Source organism: Puniceicoccus vermicola (assembly GCF_014230055.1).
Lineage (GTDB): Bacteria > Verrucomicrobiota > Verrucomicrobiia > Opitutales > Puniceicoccaceae > Puniceicoccus > Puniceicoccus vermicola.
Window position 1 is genome coordinate 134321 of sequence record NZ_JACHVA010000046.1, and the last position, 21642, is coordinate 155962.

General features: G+C 58.6%; 11 protein-coding genes. 5 read left to right on the forward strand and 6 right to left on the reverse strand.

Annotated features, from left to right (window positions below; genetic code table 11):
• Positions 1–50: 50 nt before the first annotated feature.
• From H5P30_RS22220 to H5P30_RS05245, 5 genes are all read right to left on the reverse strand, one after another.
• Positions 51–173, reverse strand: a complete 123-nt coding sequence (locus tag H5P30_RS22220; protein ID WP_281388002.1) for a hypothetical protein — start codon at positions 171–173, stop codon at positions 51–53.
• A 197-nt stretch (positions 174–370) separates the two neighbouring features.
• Positions 371–7117 carry an MFS transporter gene (locus H5P30_RS05230; protein ID WP_185691896.1) on the reverse strand — a complete coding sequence of 2249 codons (6747 nt, stop codon included), beginning with the start codon at positions 7115–7117 and terminating at the stop codon, positions 371–373.
• The gene (locus tag H5P30_RS05235; protein ID WP_185691897.1) at positions 7114–10386 is read right to left on the reverse strand and encodes a vWA domain-containing protein; all 3273 of its coding nucleotides are present in this window, start codon (positions 10384–10386) and stop codon (positions 7114–7116) included. The genes H5P30_RS05230 and H5P30_RS05235 overlap by 4 nt, the downstream gene beginning before the upstream one ends.
• Positions 10383–10913: an RNA polymerase sigma factor gene (locus tag H5P30_RS05240; protein ID WP_185691898.1), complete on the reverse strand. Its 531-nt coding sequence runs from the start codon at positions 10911–10913 to the stop codon at positions 10383–10385. Before H5P30_RS05240 ends, H5P30_RS05235 begins: the two co-directional genes overlap by 4 nt.
• 462 nt (positions 10914–11375) lie before the next feature.
• Positions 11376–12473 (reverse strand): hypothetical protein, encoded by a 1098-nt coding sequence (locus H5P30_RS05245; protein WP_185691899.1) that lies wholly within the window; start codon positions 12471–12473, stop codon positions 11376–11378.
• Positions 12474–12658: 185 nt separating this feature from the next.
• Here H5P30_RS05245 and H5P30_RS05250 point away from each other — a divergent pair, with 185 nt between their 5' ends.
• The 5 genes from H5P30_RS05250 to H5P30_RS21990 all read left to right on the forward strand — a co-directional run bounded on the left by H5P30_RS05250 (position 12659) and on the right by H5P30_RS21990 (position 20356).
• A complete protein-coding gene (locus H5P30_RS05250) occupies positions 12659–13567 on the forward strand; it encodes a LytTR family transcriptional regulator DNA-binding domain-containing protein (RefSeq protein WP_185691900.1) in 909 nt (302 codons plus the stop codon).
• Between the two features lie 731 nt (positions 13568–14298).
• Positions 14299–15252 carry a S1C family serine protease gene (locus H5P30_RS05255; protein WP_185691901.1) on the forward strand — a complete coding sequence of 318 codons (954 nt, stop codon included), beginning with the start codon at positions 14299–14301 and terminating at the stop codon, positions 15250–15252.
• A 51-nt stretch (positions 15253–15303) separates the two neighbouring features.
• Positions 15304–17148 (forward strand): hypothetical protein, encoded by a 1845-nt coding sequence (locus tag H5P30_RS05260; protein WP_185691902.1) that lies wholly within the window; start codon positions 15304–15306, stop codon positions 17146–17148.
• Positions 17145–19496: an FG-GAP repeat domain-containing protein gene (locus tag H5P30_RS05265; protein WP_185691903.1), complete on the forward strand. Its 2352-nt coding sequence runs from the start codon at positions 17145–17147 to the stop codon at positions 19494–19496. Before H5P30_RS05260 ends, H5P30_RS05265 begins: the two co-directional genes overlap by 4 nt.
• Entirely contained in the window at positions 19493–20356 is an 864-nt protein-coding gene (locus H5P30_RS21990; RefSeq protein ID WP_185691904.1) for a lipase family protein, read from the forward strand. The genes H5P30_RS05265 and H5P30_RS21990 overlap by 4 nt, the downstream gene beginning before the upstream one ends.
• Positions 20357–20814: 458 nt before the next feature.
• On the opposite strand, the gene H5P30_RS05275 is transcribed toward H5P30_RS21990, so the two are convergent.
• A partial coding sequence (locus H5P30_RS05275) for an ISL3 family transposase (protein ID WP_185691362.1) occupies positions 20815–21642 on the reverse strand: 828 nt, incomplete at its 5' end.

Sequence of the window (21642 nt, forward strand, 5' to 3'; positions counted from 1 at the left end):
TTCCCCGCCCGGCTCCGCACCGCTATGCTGAATGATTGACCGGATTTGATCTAATCGAGATTTCCGAAATGGCGTAGGAGCTGGAAGCTCCCGCTACGGTTTGGATCAACGGAGCCCATATCGTAGTTCGGAGCTTCCAGCTCCCGAACAAAGGTCCGAGATGTCGGGGACATCCTGCGATATCATAGAAATCGGATTCTCCTCCTGCGATTGTATCGTTATTCGCGGGCCTTTGTTGGAGTACCGGATTTATCCGGAATTATGCTGCCTCTCAGAGGGCCTTTCCAGCGCATTCCGGATAAAGCCGGTACTCCAACCCTTTCATAGGCGCTCTATTTGTGGGCCTTTTCGGGACGGTCTTTCCCAGTTCCTATTCCTTCTTCCGGGAGATCCCGCAGCCCAGTGCTCCCAGGAGGATAAAGGCAACCAGCGCGATCCACCAACTGCCTTCGTCTGCGGGTTGGCGGGTGGGTTCGGTTTGGAAGCTTACGTATAGTTCGGCCCAGGGATCTACGGCGACTACGCGCTGGAGGCGGATGAACTGGGTGGCTGCGGGCACGGTGAGGTCGAACTGGGCGGGCGAGGGAAGGGCCGCGTTCTGTTGTTCGATCAATTGTTGGACAACAGCGGCGAGGCCTTCTGCCGATTGGGCGGACTGGACGGGGATGGCTCCGCTTTGGTTCTCCATTTGGGCCATGGCGTTGACGTTGCCAGAGACGTTGGCGACTTTGGAACGCCGTTGGTTGAGGCCGGAGAGGGCTTGCTGTTTGCGCACCTCGTTCCACTGGACGAGGGCATCGGCGTTGAAGCTGGCGTCGTTGAGCGAGAGGTTGTAGGCGGACTCGAAGGCCCGGTTGGCGTCTTGGGTCTTCCCTTGCTGAAGTAGCGAGTTCCCGAGACCGTAGAGTTCCCGGGCCGAATCGATGTTGTTGTCCGTAATTGTCTGGTTTGGCATTACCCCCGGGTGGTCGGGATGCTGGGTCACGATACCGGCGAGGTTCAGGGTGGTCTCAAGCGTGTCCATGGGCACCCGCCACTCCTGGGGCGCGTGAACCAGCCACTCGATGTTTTCGAGGGGGAGGCCTAGATCCGGAAGAGATAGGTTTTGGGTCTCGGTGGAAGTCCGCGAGAGCGGGTGGTCACGCGTGGCGGTGATTAGGCGAACCTCTGTTTCCGCGCCGGGGACTGAGCTCTTCGCCAGTGGAATGAGGATCTCATCGCCATCTTCCCAGAGGCGCACGTTCTGCCCGTTGACGAAGGCGGACCAGAGAGTCGTCTCCTCCTGAATACGGATCGGGAGATAGCGCTGACTCTGGGTTTGCAGGCGAACGACAGTCTCCGTGAGGGTGATCCCCGTCTCGGCGAGGATGCTGCGGGCGTTGACGGCGAGGACGCGGGCTTTGAGAAGAGACTCCGATTCGCCGAGATTGCGGACGGTGAAGTGGATGGGCTGTCCGGGTTCGGTGAGGCGGAAGACCAGCCCGGAGGCGGGGGCCTGGGTCCGGCCGCGAAGACGCTCGGGAATGTTGGTCCAGAGCGCACGGTTGTTCTCGGCCGACGGATCCGGGGTGAGGTCGAGTCTTGGGTTCGTGAATACGGAGGCGTAAGCGGTGGATCGGTCGGAGTTCTGGAGGTAGGGGAGGTCTAGGGCCCAGTCCTCGTTTTCCGGAACCGCTTCCGTGAAGTAATGAACCGTGAGGGAAGAGGTGCCGATAATGCGGCGGTCAAAAACAACTTTCCAGATCGACGGATCGTCGGGGCTCTCTTGGCGGAAGTGCGAAAGGTGGGGATGCTCGACGACGAGGGAGCTGTGGTCTTTCGGGACGGTGAGCAGGAGTTCTTTGACCCCGGCATTCTCAATGTCGAGGGCGAAGACGGTTCGGTGTTCGACGCGGCTCGAGTCGACGGTGACGCGGGCAAGACTTTGGGTTTCGATCCACGGACTGAGTTTCTCGATCGAATAAGACGCTTGCCAATCTTTAGAGAGGAGCCGGATCAGGTGTCCGCCCGGTTTGCGGATGCCCTGACTCTGGGGGTCAACCTGAAGGGCGGCGCTCTGCAGGTCGACCGTGACCTTGAGCCCCAGCTCGGGGGAGATCTGGTAAAGGCCGGACTCGCGGGCAACCCGGTCGAACCGAATGGCGGGGAGCGGTCCGTCTTTGAGTCGGTCGGCCCCCGGGCCGCTGAAGGTGAGCGCGAGCTGGAGTTTGCCGAGGACTTTTTGCTGGAAATGGAGAATGATCTCGAGACCGTCCTCCGTGGCGTCCTTGGTCCAGTAGGCGAGGTTTGTCGCGGAAATGTTTTCGACATCGAAGGGTGCCGGGACCGCAAAGCGCATGGAGAAGAGTCCGGCCTTCTCAACGGTCGCGGTTCCCTGGAAGCTGAGGAGGGTCCGGTCCTCGCCGAGCGAGAGGTTTTGGCGGGATTCGATGTGGATCTCCGTCTCGACTCCGCGGGCGGTGAAGGTGAGCGAGGGCTCGTCCTTCCCGAACCGGAAGCGTTCGCGGACGCTGAGAGTCTCCCCCACAATTTGCACGAGGGATGGATCAATTGCGCTGTCATTGCCGCCCGGCGACATCGCCGTCGGCGTCACTCCCGTCACTTCGACCTCGGAGGGCGTGGCGAGGAGAACGGAGCCGAGAGACGATTCCACGTCGGCGACGCGAGGGATTTCAAGAATGGTCTCGTAGGGGAGGTTGGATTTCACCATCTCGGTCACGACCCGGATGGTAAACGGTGCCGACACCGGTTCGGAGGTGAGGATTTGCAGCATTCCTGTCTCGGGATTGAATTGCCATGTGTGGCCGCGGTTCGCCTCGACGTGGGTGACGATTTGCGATTCGGGGATGTTGATGGAGAAGGCCGAGGACTGTCCTTGGGCGAAGGAGAGATTGAAGCGATGCTCTCCGATGACGACGCCACTGATCGGGACGTAGACGTGTTTCGATTCGCTGAAGAAACGTAGGGGCTCTTTGGCCGGATCGCGCTTCGCGGGGGCCCAAGAGAGATCGGGGAGGGTGCCGACCCGGAAACTCAGTTCGAGGCTTTGGCCGTCGTCGCTTTCTCGGATATCGACTGCCTCTTTCGACTCGAGGGTGATGCGTTCCAATTGCTTGCCGTGGAGGATGGCTTTCTGGATCAAGGCGGGTCCGACGGCGAGGGTTACGGTGCGGGAGTTGCCGTCGACCTGAGGTTCCCAGAGCGCTTCCATCCGGATTGAATGGGTGCCGTCACTCTTGGCCCGGGCGAGCAGAGCGCCCTCCGTTGTGCGGACCAGTTCAATGGCGTCCGCTTCATAATCAATGGCAGTTACCCGGGTTCCGGCCGGGGCGAGCGCCAGGGTTTCTCCGGTGGTGGCCTTCCACTCGATCCGGGTCTCTCCGGACAGGCGGTTCGCCTGCAGCGTCAGGTCGTGGGTGATGCTCTCGGCTTGAGCGGCCGATAGGTCGGGCGGGTTTCCGACTCCGAGTGCGATTAGGGCGAGCAGGACGGAAGCCTTTCCTCTGCCAGCCCAACGGAAACGTCCGGCAACGAGAATTTGGGCCACCACCGCAATGACTCCGATCCAGAGGAGGGGCCAGCTTGCCGGGAAGGAGGTGGCGGAGGCGAAAAAGATGAGGGCGAGCCCGGCGGAGGAGAGGGCGAGGGCCGCAGGGCGGTTGCGACGAAGCGCAAAGGCTCCGGCGAGAAGGACGACGCCTGCAACGAGCCATGGGATGCTCGGGTGGAATCCCCGGGAACCGTCTGGTTCGGTCAAGACCACGGTGGCGTGGATCGACTCGGCGGCGGGGAGAACTTTTCCGCTGAACTCAAGCTGCTCGGGGAGAGGGGTCGGGTGACCCTGAACCAGATTCGTCTCGAGGGCGAGGATGGCCCCGAGGAAGGCAATGAAGGCACAGGTGCAGATCGCGATGCCGATGAGGAACCGCTTCCACCAGAAGGGGACTCGGATGGCGAGCCGCACCAGGAGGACCATTCCCATGATGCCGATCCCGAAGAGGAGGAGTCCGATGGCGAAGACGAAGCCCTGCAGGGAAAGAGGTTGCGGCAAGTTGATCGGGTCGAGGAGGCCGTCTTGGAAGGCGGGCACTACGGATCCGTCGGCCCGGACCGTCCAGGTGAAGTCCTGAACCGGGGCGGGAAAGACGGGGAGGGAGATTTGCATCTTCGAGGAGGGATCGCCGGGGTTGGCGGTGGTCAGCGATACGAGAAGGGTTCCATCGGGTCCGGTCGTGGCGGGCAGGGGGATCAAAGTGCGGCTGCCGTCGGTCACCGGAGTGACGGCTTGACCGGCCACGCGGGTTTCCCAGATCCGGGATCCTTCCGGGGTTTCGAGGGCGAGGTAAGGTCGCTGAATGCTGCGCAGGGTCAGGTCCAGCTCGGTGATGAGTTCGCCGTTGGGGTTGATTCGGGTCTGGGCCTGAAGGCTTTCGATGTTCTGCTGGATCGATTCGATACCGGGAAGGGATCGGAGTGCCACCGAGAGCTCCGGATTCTCGTTCTCGTAGCGGAAGGCGGCGATCAGTGGAGAGGAATATAAAAGACGCCATTCCTCGGGAAGATCCCGTGCTTCGATCCGGGTGAGGGTTCCGGATTTTTCCTGCCGTGCGATTTCGAACGGGAAGTGGGAGACGAAGGCCAGGAATCCCTGCTCGTCAGCCTTGAGAAGAGGAGTGGGTCCGGTCGTGGGAAAGAGGGTGTCGCGAGTGATCGGGGATTCGTACGTGGCGAGGATGGTAAACGCTCCGGAAAGCGGGGATTGGAACCGTAGGGTCGCCGTCCGGTCTTTGAGGGTCCAGCTGCGGAGGCCTTCTCCCTGGAAGTCCGGATTATCGTAGCCCGCGGGCAATTCGAATTGAAGTTCGGTCAATGGGGCTCCGGTCACCGCGAAGTTGAAGATCGCACTGCCATAGAGCGTTTCTTCGGCCAGAGTCAGGAGGCGGAAGGTGTCGAGGCGGATGGATTGCTCGACTGCGGAGAGTGAGGCGGAAAGAGTCCAATCCTCTTGTTGCATGCGCCAGGCGAAGGAGGCGCGGTCCTGAAACCGGGGAAGGAAAGCGGAAGCGATCTCGGTGAGGTTCTCGGTTTGGTCGATCTGGATGCGGATGCCTTCCACCGTGCCGAGTCCGACGAACCCGCGCACCAGGTTTGCATCCGGGATGGTCACGGGATGGACGGCGAGTGGGCGCGGTTCGAAGGAGCCGGGGCGTTCCATCTCGATCCCGAAGGCGGTGCGTCCTTTGATTTCGCCGTTCAGGTAGATCTGGATGAGGTTTTTCCCGTTTTCCTCGATCAGCTGGTAATCCTTCACGTCTCCGCCGGAAACGGAGAGAACCATGAAATCCTCGGGGATCTCGATGGGAATCGTAGAAACCGCGGCCTCGCGGATCTCCACGTCGAAGTCCGCGGAGAGGTGGATTCCGGAAAAGTCGGTTTCATAGAGAATTACGACGGATTGGAAAAGTTCCGGAGTGACCGCTTCGGCCCGAAGGGAAAGGCTGTAGTCGGCGGATCCGTGGCGGAAGGCGATCGCGGGACGATTGCCGGGCGAATTGCTGAAATCGAAGCGGGCCGAGGGAAAGAGGTTGGGCGCGACCTGGAGAAGGCCGTTGGTTCCGGCGATATCGATCTTGGTTTCAGCGTCGAAGTCGATCCGAAGGAAACCGCTGAAGCGCTGAGCTCCCACGGGCGAAAGGCGGGTGGGCTCGACCTCGACGGGAAAGGCGCTGAGGATCTCCATCATCTTTGCCCGGAGGAGAAATTGTCCGCTTTGCGCCTCGGAGAACTGAACGAGGATCTCGCGGGTGCCATCTCCGGTATCGCGAACCGACCAGTCACGAATGGAGGGTCCGGTTAGGTCGAGAATGTCGGCGGGGCCGTCCACGTTGAGGCGAACGTCCTGCATTGCCCCTTGCGTGAGGGAGTAGGCGAAGCGGGTATCCTGCTCGAGCGCACCCTTGGCTACGGTGATGGTAGTCGCGCCATCGACGGTGAAAAACTTTTTCGCGCTGGTGTTGCCGGCGCCGCGGGTCCAGTTCATCCGAACCGTGCCTTCGCGGTCGAGGGGGAAACTTTCGGTGGATTCCGATTCCGTAAGGAGGCGCGTCACTCCGGCGACCGTCAACACCAGTCGCTCATCCGACTGGTTGACCGCTTCGAAATGGCGGACCGTTCCCTCGGCTGGGGTAAAGGCGAGCGAGCCGCCATCGACGCTTTCCTGGACCTTGACGGTGAATGGAAGCTCGACCGCATAGCTTCCGGCGCGGGGAAACTTGAGCCGGACATTACCCGGAGAGGCCTGGATCGTGTAGTCGTCCGTATCCGGGGCTTCGGAGAGGGCGATGGCACCGCGGAGAAGGGGCAGCTCGACTCCATCGTCGGAATGGACGGTGATCGTTCCGCTCCAGAGATGACGGGGGCCGGACGGAGTGAATTCCGTGCGGAGGGTATAGTTCTCGATGGTGAAAGGATTGATGGGAACCTGTCGGGCGGATGCCGAGAGTTCGTAGGGAAACCCGTCGAGAGCGAATGATGCGTAATGGACGGTCGGGTTCTCTAGGGAGCGGACGTTGTTGCCTGCTTGAAATTGAAGGCCGATTCCGGGTGGAGTGTGGAACTCGACCGAAGCTCTAGAGAGCCCTTCGAAAAGTGGGGAGATCTGGAGAAACTTCGCCGATTCCCAGGGGAGCGACTGCTCGTGGGAGGTGAGGATCTCGATGGTTCTACCTTCGGGAGTTTGTGAGGGGGAGAAGGCGAGTCCGAGAGTTGCACCATCCTCCTTTTGCTGGAGACCCCAACCGCGCAAGTCCGCCCCGCGCACCTCGCGGATGGACTCGGTGTTTTTAAGTTGGAGGTAAACGAGGGTCAGCGGAGTCGCGATGGGCTCCAGAGTCACCTTCCAGTTGCCGGTGGTCTTTTCGGCTCCGACGGTGATGGTGCCGTGGATACGAGTCGCGATCTTTCCGTTGTGGGGAGTCTCGGCGGGGTCGAACTCTCCGTGGATGACGAAGCTTCCCGAACGGCCTTCGGGTTGCTGGATCGGCGTCGCCGTCTCGGCGGAGTGAGCCAGATGCGAAAGAAGGAGGAGCGGGAGGAGGAGGGCTTTAGTCATGTTCATGGGAGGAAATTCGCGTTGCGGATCATATTGGCCAGAGTTTCGATCTCGGCAGGGTAGTTGAAAAAGGATTGGGCCTGTTGGGTCCACGCGAGGAGTTGGGCCCTGTCGATTGCAGAAAACCGATTGGTATTCTGCAGCTTGTCCGCGAAAATGGCGGCGGCCGTGCTCAGTTGGAGGCGGGCCGAGGCGGAATCGATCTCCGGCCAGACCGGTGGATTGGGGATGATCCAGGAGCGCTCTTCGACGGTGATTTGTTCGGACTGATCTTCGTTTGTTGAGGATCGACCTCCCGGAGGGGAGAACGAAATGTTGTTGTCGGTCACATTCCAGTGGTAACCGGTTTGTTGTGACATGATGTCGAGAATACGGATTGCAGGAAGGTTTCGAACGGAGAAGTTTACCTGACGATCTTCCGGTGCCGCACTGACCACAATGCTGACGCCCATGGAATTGTCGGAGTTGTTCTCCGCTATTAGGTCCGTGAGAGCTTGGGCGGCTGTCGGCAGGCTTGTCCCCAGAAAAGTGGCGCGGGGGATGACGACGGATTCGAGTTGTTCCAGAATGCGTTCGGTTTCCGCACTGGGAGGGGCGGGAGGCTCCTCCATTTTGAATCGCACACGGGCGGTTCCCAATGGGCCGGATCCATTCGGTTTCAGCTCGACCAAATAGAGGGCGTTGCCGGTTTCTTCGGCGGCCATCTCGGCGGCGTCGACGGCATCGTTGCGGAAGTCCTCTTTGTTCAGAAGATGGGTGTCGTAGCCGATGAGGCGGAAACGCTGGACCCGGTCCGGATTCCACTCGACCTGGACTTTGACATCCCGGGCAACCGATTGGAGAGAGCTCGAAAGGGCCTGAGCGAAGAGGGCTCCGGCATCCTCCGGCGAGTTGAGGAAGGCGTATTGGCCGTCGCCGTTGCGGGCGAGTTCGGAGAGGAGGGGGTCGTTGAGGTTTTCCCAGCCGATCCCGAACCCATCGAAGGCGATCCCCTGATTGCGGAACTTTTCGATCATCGCGACGAGCTGATCGGCTTCGGTCTGGCCGAGGTTGGCGATGCCGTCGGAGAGGAGAATGACCCGGTTTTCGTAGGCGGGCTGGTAATACCGTGCTGCCATCTCATAGGCGGTTGTCAGTCCGTTTTCCAGATTCGTCCCTCCCTCGGGGGCCGAGTTCAGGGCCGCCTGGATCTGGCCCGAGTTCGACGGGGAAGACTGGAGAAGGTCGACGCGGGAGTCGGTGGCAAAGGTGACGATATTGATGCGATCCTGGGGGCGGAGGCCATCCGTGAGCTTTTCAAAAGCGGCCTCAATGGTGCGCTTGCGGTCGGATCGCTGCATCGATCCGGAGTTGTCGATGGCGAAGGTGATCTGCGCGGGCTTTCCGGCCCGACTTTGGGCGGCGGTTTTCACGGCGAGACGCACCACTTTGAGATTGTGGCTGGCGGGCAGAGTCGCGGACTCGACCTCGAAGCGAACGGGTTCTCCGGAGGCGGGGGAGGGATCCCGGTAGTCAAAGGCGTTGTAGAATTCCTCCTGCCGAATCGAGACTGGATCGGGCGCGATACCCTGTTCGAGCTGGCGGGCGGCGAGCTGAAAGGAAACGTCGGCTACGTTCAGGGAGAAGGTGGAGAAATTATCCTCTTCGGTGTCGGTGAAGGTGGCTGCCGGGGGAGGCGCGGGACGTTTTACTGGCTTTGGTGCAGGCTTGGGTTTAGGCGCGACTTCGCGCTTCTTTAATTCGTCCGTTTCGCTGGCGAAGCTATTTTCGAAGCCATCGTATTCGTCTCCGTATATCTCTCTCCTCAAATTCGGCTCGATCCTGAGACCGTCCATTTTGGCTGTTTCTTCGGTGCTTGGATATGCGGATTCACCCCTGAAACGGTACATTTGATTGCCCCTTGAGCTCGAGTTGTCGAAGTCTCGAGCTACGTCGCTGCTAGCCATTTCGTAGTCTGCGGTTAACGATCCGGATTGCTTTGAATCGGTTTCCGAGAGGGAGGAACTACGGGAATGGGTGACTTGGCCGGGAGTTTCGTCGGCGAACAATTGGCCCATCAGGGGCAAGTCGCCCCCGAGACGGTCTACTTTGGCCTTTTCTCCGGCGAAGGAGGTTTGGCTGCGGGCGGGTTGAGGCGAAGTTTGTGGGCGGTGTGGAGCCGCGAACGGATCGTCCATGGGGGCGCTCGGTTGTACATATCCACTGGCAGCACCTAAGCTGAAGCCGCCGAAGTCCCGGGCTCTGTCGCTTTTGGCCATATCGAATTCTGCGGTCAACGATCCGGATGACAGTGAATCGGCTTCCGATCGGGAGGAACCCCAAGAACGGGTGACTTGGCCGAGAGCTTCGTTGCGGGTGGATTCGCGTTGAAGATCTCCGTACGTTTTCACGAATTCCTCGTAGCTGATGGAGCCGGTCGGAGAGGCAGCTGGAGGTTGTGGGGACTGAGGGGCAGCGGGGGGCGCTGAAGCACCCCCCCTACGGTCACTTCGGGTGGGAGCGGTGGTGACGGTGGGGGCGGATCCTGAACCGGCGATTGGGCCTCGGGTTTCGGCGGGGGGTTCGGACTCCGGGGAAGCGTTGAGAATATTATAGCTAGCGTCCCGAACCTCTAATCCAGGGGCTAAATCTTCCTCGAAAAGAGTGGACGAGTCTGCGATCACGGGAGAGGCATTGGGACTCTCGGGGGAAGGGCCGGACTGGGGGCGCATGAAGGAGGAGCCGGGAGCTTGGCGATTGCCTGTAGTTTCACCTTCAAAGCTTCCCGTTACGTTGAATTCCTCGAATTCGAATTGGGGGGACTCAGGGGCAGGGGGTGGCGCTGAAGCAACCCCCTTACGGAGATCTTCCTCTCTGGGTTCGGGAGGCTGAGAGACCGTGGAGGACGTCGTAGTAATCCCCGAGCTGAGGTCGTGGTCAGTGTCCTCAAAAAGGGCTGGTTTGGGTTTGATCGGATTGCTTTCCTGGACTCGGTCGAGTGAGGGAAAGAGGAGAAAGAGGAGGATGAGTCCGGCGGCGATCCCGCTTCCGACCGAGGAAATGCCGCGGAGGGAACGCAGCCAGATCGGGACCGGACTGGATCGGGGTGCCTCCGTATTGGAGGGAACGCCATGGACCTCGGCGAGGAGGTGGGCGGTTTCGACCAGCTTCTTGCGTCGTTCGAGAAGTGTCGGGTCCTGGGCAAAGGCCTCGCGGAGTTCTTTTTCCTCCTGTCGGGTGGTTTCTCCCAGAATGGAACGGAGGATGAGATCGTCGATGGGTTCCGGATCGTTCATTGTGAGCCTCCTTCGTTTTGAGCCTCGGCATGGAGTTGCTGGAGGGTGCGGCAGAGGATGAAGCCAACATTGGAAGCGGAGAGTTTCATGCGCTTGCCCATTTCCTTGTAGGACGCCCCTTCCTCGAATTTGAGCCGGAGGAGTTCCCGTTCCCGGTCGCCGAGGCCGGCGAGGAGGGATTCCAGGCGTTCCAATCGTTCCAGATGCTCCAGCCGTTGGTCGGGTCGCGTCGAGGGGTCGTCGTTGTCCGCCCGGACGGATTCGTCGAACGGGACGGTATGGCGATGCCTCCGAATTTCGTTGAGAGCGAGATTGCGGGCCGTGCGGTGAAGCCAGGCGAGAGGATGGCGGACGGGATTTTTCTCCTTTTCGAGCCGGATGGCGGATTCCTGAACCACATCTTCGGCCCCGGCATCGTCGAGATATTGGCAGACATAGCGATGAAGGCGCGGACGCCAGTCCTCGGGAAGAGCGGGAGAGCTCTTCGGGTCCTGAGGTTTTTCTTCAACATCGGCGGAAGAGTTCATGCGGATTCCCGATCGATTTCTCGACCGCAGTTCGGATAGGGCTCGGGGATCATGCTCACAATAATCTGGTCGTTACGCCGCGTGAGACACACGAACTTCTCTTTTATTAGAAAAAATCTGAAATTCGAGACGGAATTTCGGAATTCGGAGCGCAAATGACCAAGCCGAAAGCACTGAGATTTCTCCTGCTTCGTTGGCAGCTTCGCAGAACACGTCTAGCTCTCCTCTGGCACGGAATCACAAAAAAAGCCCCGGAGCGGGCGGCTCCGGGGCTTGATTAGATGAGTTTGACGATTCGCGTATTAGCGTCTGTCGAAGTCGTTCTCCGTCTTGTCAGTGTGGTTCATCCTGAGCGGTTCGAGTCGGCTCGATGCGATGAGGTTGCTGCTGCCTCGGTGTTTCGATTACTCCGGTTGGGCCGAATCGGTTGAATGAGATGGGAGATCTCTTTTAAGAACGGGCTTAGTTGGAGATCGGAATCGTGAGGAGAGGGGTTTGGCTCATAGCGTCCCCGGTTTCCAAAGCAAACATCTGGCTGAGAATCGTGAAGCTGGCTTTGGTATCGAGGTCTGAGTTCGGGATGGAATACCAGTTGCCGCGATAGTGGGTGCTGACATAGGCATCCGATGGGCGGGAGGAATCGACCTGGACTTTGAAGAGGTCGAGGAGAACCTGATTCCAGTCGAAAGCGGATCCGTCCGCATTCAATGTGCGGGTTACCCATCCGTCTTTGACGTGCTCTGCGGGGGCCTCCACCCCTTGGGAGAGGTAATAGAAAACTCCGAGAAGCGACCGAGTGTTGATGATGATCTCACCGGTGTTCTCCTGCCGAATCGAAGCCGTGCCCGCGAAAACGGGGTACTCGTTCAGCGCGGGATCGAGGCCGAGCAGTTCCCGGATCTCGTCCGCCTCAGCTGAGGCGCCGCTTTGGGGTAGGTAAAGAGCGGGGCCGCCTTCATTCTCCCCGGATGACCCCTTCCCTAATTGCATCATGCTTGTCTTTTGAAGTTCAAACATGAGGGCGGAAACTCGATTGAATTCGACATAGGTAGCCGCTTCCTTGGGGGTGGGGCCGGAAGCTCCGGGGGCATTGTCGACCCCGTTGACTCGCTGCACGACCATTCGACCGACAGCATCGATACTCCATCCCGAGTTGAAGAGGAGGGATATGGTCTGGAAGGATACCGGTTGGAGTAGTCTTGAGACGAAATCTTCGCCCTGTAGCGGCGTAAAGGCGATGGTGGGACGTTCGCTGAAACTCACGCCAGCGCCGGCGTTTAGAACGTCCGTGCCGTCTCCGCTCAGAGGGAACGCTCCTCCGATGGAGGCGTTGGTGTTGAAATCGAACTGGGCGGTGAAGGAGGAGGCCTCCATGAAGTAGGGCGTGTCCCGATACTTGAGCCGGACCAGATTGAGGAGCAATTGCTCATCGGCAGTCTTCTGAAGGGCCGTATTGTATCCGTTCGCGGAGCCCTGATACGTCGAGGGAGGCATGGTCATGCAGCCGCTGAGCGCAGCGGCGCATAATGCGGAAAGTGCGATCTGGAGTGCGTTTCTCATTTTGTTGTCTCAGTTGATTTTCTTGTTGAAGTTTCCCCTCAATTGCTCGTCTTTGAGGACATCACTGTGGGGTGGTTCTTCAGTTGCCCGCCAGATCTCAAAGTTATGGAGGTTTCCGGCAATGATTTTTCGATGAGCGACATCATAAGTTGACAAGTGACATCGGAAGGGCTGAAAGGACTCCTGTGAATCAACGAGAAGAGCGGCGAGCCTCTGCCGGGCAGATTGTGGAGGAAGGGGAATTCCTGCGTCGATGCGGGAGCCTGCTTCTGGGGTTGCCAGCCGACAAAGCGATTAACCGCATCCTCGCTTTGCTGGGCAGGGCGCATCGCTCGGATCGCGCCTGGTTAATTCGATACAATCAAGATTTTACCCATTTCTGGAACACTCACGAGTGGGCCCGATCGGGATCGAGCGAGCATGTGGTGGAGCTCCAGGGGATTCCGGTGGAGATGGGAGCTTGGATGCATGAGACTTTGCTCAAGAATAAGGCGGTTTACATTCAAGACTCGAAGCGGATGCCGCGCCGTGCCAAGGCCCTGCAGTCTGAGTTCATGAGGCAGAGCATTCGGTCTCTGCTCTCGGTGCCAGTTTTTTACAGGGGCAAGTTGATGCTTCAGATCGGCTATGACACCACGACCCACGAAGGCGATTGGTCGGAGGAGGAGATTTGGCTACTGCGGGAGGTGGGGAGGTTGTTTGCTTTGCGGCTTTTTGCGGATTCGGCTCCGCCAGCTTTTCAGCCGGATGTAGAGGAGAAGGAGGACGCTTCGATTCATTTGCAGGAGAGCTCGGTTCATCGGAGGATCATGCTGGATCAGGTCACCCATATCACGGCAGATGGTGACTACAGTCGGATGAATTTTCTGAATGCTCCCAGTGCATCCGATAACCGAAGTCTGCGGTATTGGGAGAGCGCGCTTTCGCCAAGGCGCTTCGTTCGCATCAGTCGTTCGGTCATCGTTAACTGCAGTCGGATTCAGAGCTTGGATCGACGTGGCGGAATCTGGAGGCTTCAGCTCCGCGGCCTTGCCGAGCCGCTCACCGTCGGCAGAAGCTACCGCGCTGATCTCAAGCACCGGCTGGAGTCATAAACGTTCGGGCGGGGCGGCTCGCCTGTGGACTGGGACGGGGTTTCGCCGCAAAAAGGCGCAGAAGCTCGCAGAAAAGAGGAAGGCCAACTGATTCGTGAGGATCCACTGTCATAGGTGCGTGAGTCCTGAGTAGGTAGATCCAAAGTAGTGAGAGCTTCCAGCTCTCTCTTCCTGCGCAAATCGAGAGCAAGGATGCTCTCGCTACTTTCTCCTCTCCACTGCAAAAGACCTTCCGGGCAATCCACCAAGGTAGTGAGAGCTTCCAGCTCTCTCACCGCGTAAGATAGGCCGATGCGGAGCTCCGTCTCTACCATGCGATGAGTCGTCCTCGCAAAGGGGCGGCTAATGTCTTCAGACGCCGAAAGTTCATCGAAACTGCGGAGCCTCAACGGGTCGCGCAGCTGAAGCTGAGCGACTACTTGGGGGAAATCTCCCCAACAATGTTGTCCGGTTTCGGACCGTTTCCGTCTTGAGGAGTCCCTTGGCGTTGGGCGCGATCAAAGCTGAAGTCATGGCACACTGGAAACGGGTAGGTTTTTTAGTGTCGCGCCGTAGTATGGCCCGATGCCGGAGAAATTTTTGCCAAATCGTGGACAGGAGGGATCCCATGCTTTGGGCTTTCGATTCAGGAGACCTCGAGCCTTCCGCGTAATGACGGGACTCCCGAAATGTAAAAGAGTTTCCTGAATCGTCTTGTGAATTCAGAGCACTCTCTTTTTCATCGGGATTCCATGGTTGTAAGTTCTCATGTTCTCCTCCGTCTGTTATTGATTTTGGCTTTGCCTCTGATGGCGGTAGGGATGGTAAGGGTCGAAACCGGAGGTGGTGCGACGATGACCGGCGAGATTCTCGCGGAGAAGGAAGATCGGGTGGTCCTCGACCTCGGCTTTGAGGTGATCAGCATTCCACGGGAGGTCATTGTCCGGATCGTGGAGGAAGAAACGGAGGAGCCGGTGCTGCGAAGTTCGGGGGACCTTTATCGGGTGGCCGAGGGGGCGCAGACATTGCCTTTGCGGACCTTGGTCGATCGTCTCGGGCCGGCGGTGGTCATGGTGCGGACGCCGACGGGGCTCGGGTCGGGATTTTTTATCAACCCGGAGGGGTATGTCGTGACCAATGACCATGTCATCGCGGGGGAGCACGAGATCACCATTACCGTTTTCGAACAATCGGGATCGGGCTTGCGGAAGGAAACTTTTGAAAACGTGGCGATCGTCGCCTCGAGCCCGGAGATGGACATAGCTTTACTCTCGGTCGCCGGGGAGCCGGGGCGGGTCTTCGAAACCGTGCCTCTGGGAGATTCGGCGGATTTGCGCGCCGGTCAGTCTGTCTTCGCGATTGGGAGCCCCCTGGGCCTCGAGCGGTCGGTTTCGGAGGGGATTATTTCGATTGCCAATCGGCCGATCAATGGTCGGTTGCATATCCAGACGACGACCCAGATCAGTCCGGGGAATTCCGGGGGGCCGCTCTTTAATCTGCAGGGAGAGGTCGTCGGCGTGAACAATATGAAGGTCGTGGCCATGGGGGCGGAAGGTCTGGGCTTTGCGATCCCGGCCAACGTTTTGAAATTCTTCCTCAAGAACCGTGACGCCTTTGCCTTCGACCCGACCAACCCGAATGCCGGCTTCCGTTATCCATCTCCGCCCTCTGCCTCCGACGAATCTCCCGAAGAAGAAGGATCCTGAGGGAGGAGGAATCTTCGCGCTTACTGTCTGTTTATCCGTATTTTTTAGCTTATGAAAACCTTCCGTCTCTCAAAACTTTTTCCGTCTCTTCTGTTGGGGAGTGTTCTGCTCACGGCTGCAGAGGGGGCCGCTTCCGATCGGGTTGATCTCGCTGAGTTCTTGGATGAAGATTCCACGTTCCTGTTTCTGGTCCGCGATATGCCGGAATTGGAAAGCGGATTCAGCGAGAGTGCTTTTGGCGAGCTCATGGAAAATGAAGATCTGCGCCAATTTCTCTCCTCCATAGTCGACCGCGACGTGGACGCGGAGATGGACGAGTCCGCAGATGGAGGAAAGCCGGAGGGTCTCTTCGGAGATGTGGCGAAGGAGCAGTGGGAACAGTATGGGCATCTCTTCGACGGAGCTCTTGCCTTCGGATTGACCGCTCCTTCTTTTGATGGGAAGAATTTCGAGGAATGGAGTCCAGATAAGGGCGGCCATTTTTTCATCCTCGGGGAGTTCGCGGGGACGGAGGAAGACTTTTCGGAATTTCTCGATCCGTGGAGCGATGAGCGCCCCGAGAACCTTCTGCCGGGTCAGGAGCCGTATCTCTATGATGAAGATTTCATGGGATACACCCTGCATGTGGAGGAGGTGCTGAACGAGGAGGGAGCTTTGGTTCGGCGCAATGGCTGGGCATTGGTTGATGGGATCCTCGTATTGGCCGAGCCGATGGAGAGCCTTCGCGATGTGGTGGCCCGCATCGCCGATCCGTCCGAGGGGGGCGGGATCGGGCAGTCGGACCGTTTCCTCGATGTGAAAGACCGAGCCGGTGACGGTGATGTTTTGCTGTATCTCGACCTTGAAGAGCTGGCACGGATCATGGGGAAGGGAATGGAGATCGGTATGAATCGGAGTTTGGCCGAGGGCGGTAACCCCTTGGGCATTGAGCCGGCGAAAGTGGTCGAAGCGATCGGTTTGGGGGCTCTCGATTCCCTCCATCTCTCGGTGAACTTCGGGGCGGAGGAATCCGTAGTCCGGGGAGGCTTGTCCTACAGCGAGAAGAAAGGGGTGCTCAATTTGCTGTCCTATGGCGAGGGCCCGATTCCCTATTCGTCCTTGCCTCCCGAGGATGCGGTTTCTTCCAGTGTGGGCCGAGTCCGTTGGAATGAGGTTTGGAGTGGGATTAAAGAGATGCTGGGAGAGATTAGCCCGAATCTTACGATCATGCTGGAGATGACCCGGAAAAATTTCGAAAGAACGACGGGTGTGGATTTTGAAAGGAGCCTGATCGGAGCCTTGGGGGAGGAGACGGTGACCTACGCCACTCTCCGCGAGACTTCCGATCCCGAGGGCGACGATCTGATGCTTCTGGATTCGGTCATTGCCATTCAATTACGGGACCCGAATGGATTTAATCTGGCGATTGAAGGGGTGAAGGGGATGTTTGGCCTCGACGCCTTTTTTGAAGAAACGAATTTCGGGGGCGCGACCATTTTTACTTCCGCGCAAGCGATGCCGGGAGATCCCGAGAGCTACGTGTCCTATGCACTGACGGGGGACTACTTTCTCTTTGCAACGGGGAAGGGTGGGCTTCTGCAGGATGCGGTCTCCCGGATGAATGGGCGGGATTCCGGTTTCTGGAATCGCCCCGACGTGCAGGAGGTCGTCGCCGAGTTACCTCCGGAAGCGGTGGGCGCCAGTTATTCGGACCTCGGTTTGTTGCTCGGCAATATGATTGATGTGGCGATCGCTGTTCGATCTCAGGATCCTGAGGCCGAAGAAATCCCTGAGGGAGTTCGTAATCTCTCGAAGGGAGATCTTTTTCCTCACTTTGTGATTACGGGACAAGTGCCGGATGAGGATGGGTTCTTTTTCGAGAGCCTTATTCTACCCATGGAAAGGCTGGAGCAATGAGTCCGCGCCTTGTTGTCACGGCTGTCGGGTTGGGTCTCGCGGGACTCACCCTGTGGGGCGGAGATTCTCCGGAGTTGTCCGGATTTGGCCCGCCGATCGTTACCAAGCTGGACTGGGATACCCGCTCGCTGCAGGTGGGTGATATCAACGGCGATGGGGAGAAGGACCTTTTCCTAGTCAACAATGATCGAGGCCGGATCGATTTCCTCCTCCGGCAGACTGAGGGCGAGGCACCACCGCCGATGGGGCGCACGGTCCGGAAAAACCGTTGGGAGCCGGAGTTGGAGGACGCATTTTTTCGCGAGGAGAATCTGTCGACCGGATTCCCGGTTTTCGCGGTTGTGGGGGGAGATTTTAATGGCGACGGGCTCGTCGATTTTGCCTACACAGGCAGAGAGGAGCCTCTCTCGATCCGCTATCAACGGGAGGAGGGCGGATTTGAGGATGCGGTGACCTATGACCAGTTTTCGTCCCGCCCTTGGACGAGCACCGTAAAAGCGGGCGACATTGACGGAGATGGGCGGACGGATCTGATCGTTCTCGGCGAGGAGGATATACTTCTCTTTCACCAAGGAGAGGAGGGTCTGGCCGATTCTCCGGACAAGCTGCGTTTGACCGCCGACACTGCCTATGGCATCGATTTAGCCGATATTAATGGAGATGGGCGGCCCGATATCTTTTACACGGCGGGCTCTGGTGCCCGGGCGTGGAGGGTTCGGCTGCAGGAAGAATCGGGAGCCTTCGGACCCGAGCAGGCCTTCGATCTGAAAATTGGATCGGCCTATGTCTACGCCCTGCGGTCCGAAAACCTGGAGGAGCCGACGTTTGCCTACATCGCCCAGAATTCCGGTGCCATCAATCTCTTTGCGATGCGCGAACGCTCCGCTGAGTCGGCCGGTTTTGAGGAGGCGCGGCCGCGGATCTATCCGGTTTCGTCGGGGGATGCCCCGGCCGCCTATGCCTATGGAGATTTTGACGGCGACGGGTTGGGCGAGCTGGCCGTCGCAGATCCCGAGGAGTCTTCGATTTTGCTCTATCGTCAGGAGGGCGGCTGGAACTTCCAGTCCCCGCAATCCTTTCCCTCCCTGCTGGGAATTTCTGAGTTGATCGCGGTCCCGCGGGAAGGGGGAAAGGGGGACGATCTCGCGGTTTTCAGCAGCCAGGAGAATTTTGCCGGACTGAGTCGAATGACCGAAGAGGGACGTTTTGCCTTCCCGGTGCCTTTTCCGGTTGAGGGAGAAATTCAAACCCTCGCTTATGGCCGATTCGCCGAGGGCGGGCCTCCCCAACTCATCGGAGTCACCAAGAACGGCCGGGATTACAACTTGGTCGTGCTGGAGAGAGGAGGGGACCACCCCTCGGGCTTTCGCTTGGTGCGGGAAGAGTCCGTTCCCAATGTGAAGAGGTCACCAGGAGGGTTGGTTGTATTCGATTTGAATGACGATGGTCAGAAGGAGATTCTTCTTCTGGCTCCGCGGGAAGCGGCGCGGATCTTTCGTCTCGCTCCCGAAAATGAGGAAGAGGCGGACGAGGATGAGAAGGACGTTTCCAAAGAATCCGCCTTGGTGGAGATCGCCGGGGAGTCTTCGGTCCGGAAGAGTCTGCTTAATGGGCTGGATCGCAACCAGCTCGGATATGGTGATGTTGACTGGGATGGGAAGGACGAGCTCATCGTTGCGGCTCAGGGTTTCGCCCGGGCTGTTGGCCTCGATGCGGACGATCGGTTCGTCATTCTGGATCAGTTTAATGCGCGTTCCTCCGGGGACGTCGTGCGGATCCCCGTCTTGGTGGATGTCGATGGGGATGGTGAATCGGAGTTGCTTTTCTATGACAGCGAGGCCGGTGTGATGCAGCGGCTCCAGCGCGATGAGAAAGGGGTTCTCCGCTACCGGGATTCGGCGGACGTTGGCTGGCTCGAGGCGCGAGGGGTTCTCGTGAATCAGGATGATTCTGGGTCGAGCCTTTTGGTGTTGGGGTCCGATCGTTTCTGGGTCCTCCCTCTACTTGCAGGGGAGTGGGAGACGGTTCCGGTCTCTTCCTATGAGACGGATCTGTTGGATGTCTCGCCAACCGAATTGGTTTTTTCCTCTTCCGAGACGGGCCCGCCCTTTCCGGTGGTCTCCGTGGATGGTCAAGAACACGTTATTGAGCTACTCGATTGGAGTCCACCGGACGAGTGGGCGAGTCGACTGCATTTCACCGTCTTCGAGCAGAACCTTCACTACCGTGGCCGGGTGGGGGCCCCCGAGGAGCCGCGGGAAGCGCTTCTGGATGATCTGACCGGGGATGGCATTCCCGATCTTGTCATCTTGGTTCATGACCGGATCCTGATCTATCCCGGGGAGTGAGCGCTTCGCGCAGCGGCTTCATTCCGATTGCCGATGTGCCGGATGCGCGGCGCACGCATCTGTTTCACCCGGAGCGGGTTTCGGTGACGGTGGAACCGGGAGTGGCCTGGCCCGGATTCGTTCTCGAAGATCTCCGAACCGCCTGGCACTTGGCGACGCTTTGCCACGCCGTCTACCATGAGAGGCAAGCGGTGGAGGAGACGTTGCAAACCTTCGGTTGGGAATGGATCGCCCGGGTCGAGCGAGACGGTGTCCGTGCGGATTTGTTTCGCCGTGGGGAAACGATTGTCCTCAGCGGTTGTGGGACGCGTCCCCGGGAAGTGCAAAATCTTCGTCATGACTTGGATGCAGCCTGGGTCGCTCACTCGGCCGGAGGGCGGGTGCATCGGGGCTTCGCGGACGCCTGGTCGACTCTGCGCGCGGAGTTGCAGGAATTGCCCCGACCGAATGTCGTCACCGGGCACAGTCTCGGAGGCGCTCTGGCAATCCTGGCTGCGGCCGAATATCCCGAGGTTGGGGCGATGATTTTTGGCAGTCCTCGGGTAGGGGATGTGGAGTTTTCGGAGAATTTTCGAGGCAGAGAATTGATCCGCTACCAAGGACCGGCGGATGTGGTCTGCCAGCTGCCCCCGAAGAGTTTGGGGTTTTCCCATGCCGGGCGTTTGGCCGTGCTCGCGGAGTCGCGACGCTGGCTCGATCCGGACCCATCGACGGCTTCCAAACTGCGCCGTCGTAGTCAGTGGAGCTTTGCATCTCGTTTGCCTTGGCTCCATCCAAGAGCCCTCTGGTTCCGCGAGTTAGCTGACCACGCGATTCATAATTATTGCCGGATTCTGGCGATGGCGGCAAAGGAGGGGTGAAGTCTGGATTTTTAGGTTGGGATCAGGATGCTTGATTCCCATGCCTTCGGTCGAAAGCCTCGCTATAGCCCCCTGATATTCTCGATTCATACTCTTCGTGTTGCAGCCCAAAGGCAGCAGGGTTCTACAGGCGGCCGCTGTCACGAAGTTTCGCCCGAGTGTGGAGAAGATATATATGCACGACTGGCTTACTCTGGGTATGCCCCTCGGAGCGGGAATCCTTCGCTGCGTTCGGAAATGTCTCCGGTGTTTCTTTCCAATCCACAAGAAACTGCCTGCGGTCGTCTCGAGGATACGCGTTTCGGAAAGAGGCTGTTTTTAAAGAGCGGTGGACAGCTTGAAGCTGCTCATCTGTCTCGGTTTGCCTATGCGAATATTCCTGAGGCGGTGGAGTTGCTGCGAGAGGTTGCCGATATGTGCTGGGTTCGGGGCTATTCGTGCTTTTTTGTGGTTCATCGTCATTTCCCGGGGAAAGCATGCTTAATCTTGAGGAAGAAGTATTCCGTATCCCTGAAGCCATAAGCGGTTCTTTTGATGACCTTGATCTTGTTGTTCATGCCCTCGAGCACGCTGGTGTTGAGTGGGTATTTGGCTGAGGCTATGATTCCACGGAGGTAGGGTCTGAGTTTATCAGCGAAGGCGAGCAGGGGTTTGATTTTGGACTCACGGCACATCCTCCACCATGTGCGCCAGCGTTTGAAGGCGCCCCAGATGCTTGAGCTTCGCCATAGTTCTTTGAGCTGTTCTTTCAGGACGTAGACTTGAGCCAAGGATTGGTTGGCATTCATCAGCTCTTCGAGCCTGACAAGTTCTTCTTCATTGAGGTTGTCCTTGTTCTTTAGAAGTAACCATCGGCTACGTTTGACCGCTCTGCGAGCCGACTTGTTCTGCCTTAGTTCATTGGCCTGATCCACGCGGACTCGGTCGATGACTTCACGGCCGTATTTGGCAACGACATGAAAAAGGTCGTAGACGACTTCCGCATTCGGGCAGTGCATCTTCACCTCCAGGTCAAAGGCGCTGTTCTGATCCATCGCGACCGCTTCGATTTGATCGCAGTGTTCGCCCAGTGATTCAAAGAAGGGGCGTATGGATTCGCGACTGCGCCCTTCACCGATCCAAAGCACTTGCCGAGTGTCCGCATCGGCTACGACGGAGGCGTAGCGGTGCCCCTTGTGCAATGCGAACTCATCCATGACCAGAGTTCTGAGCGAACCGTAATCGACTTCAGGCAACTCCCGAACCAACCTAGCTTTGTCAATGCGTTTGACGGTGTGCCAAGGCAA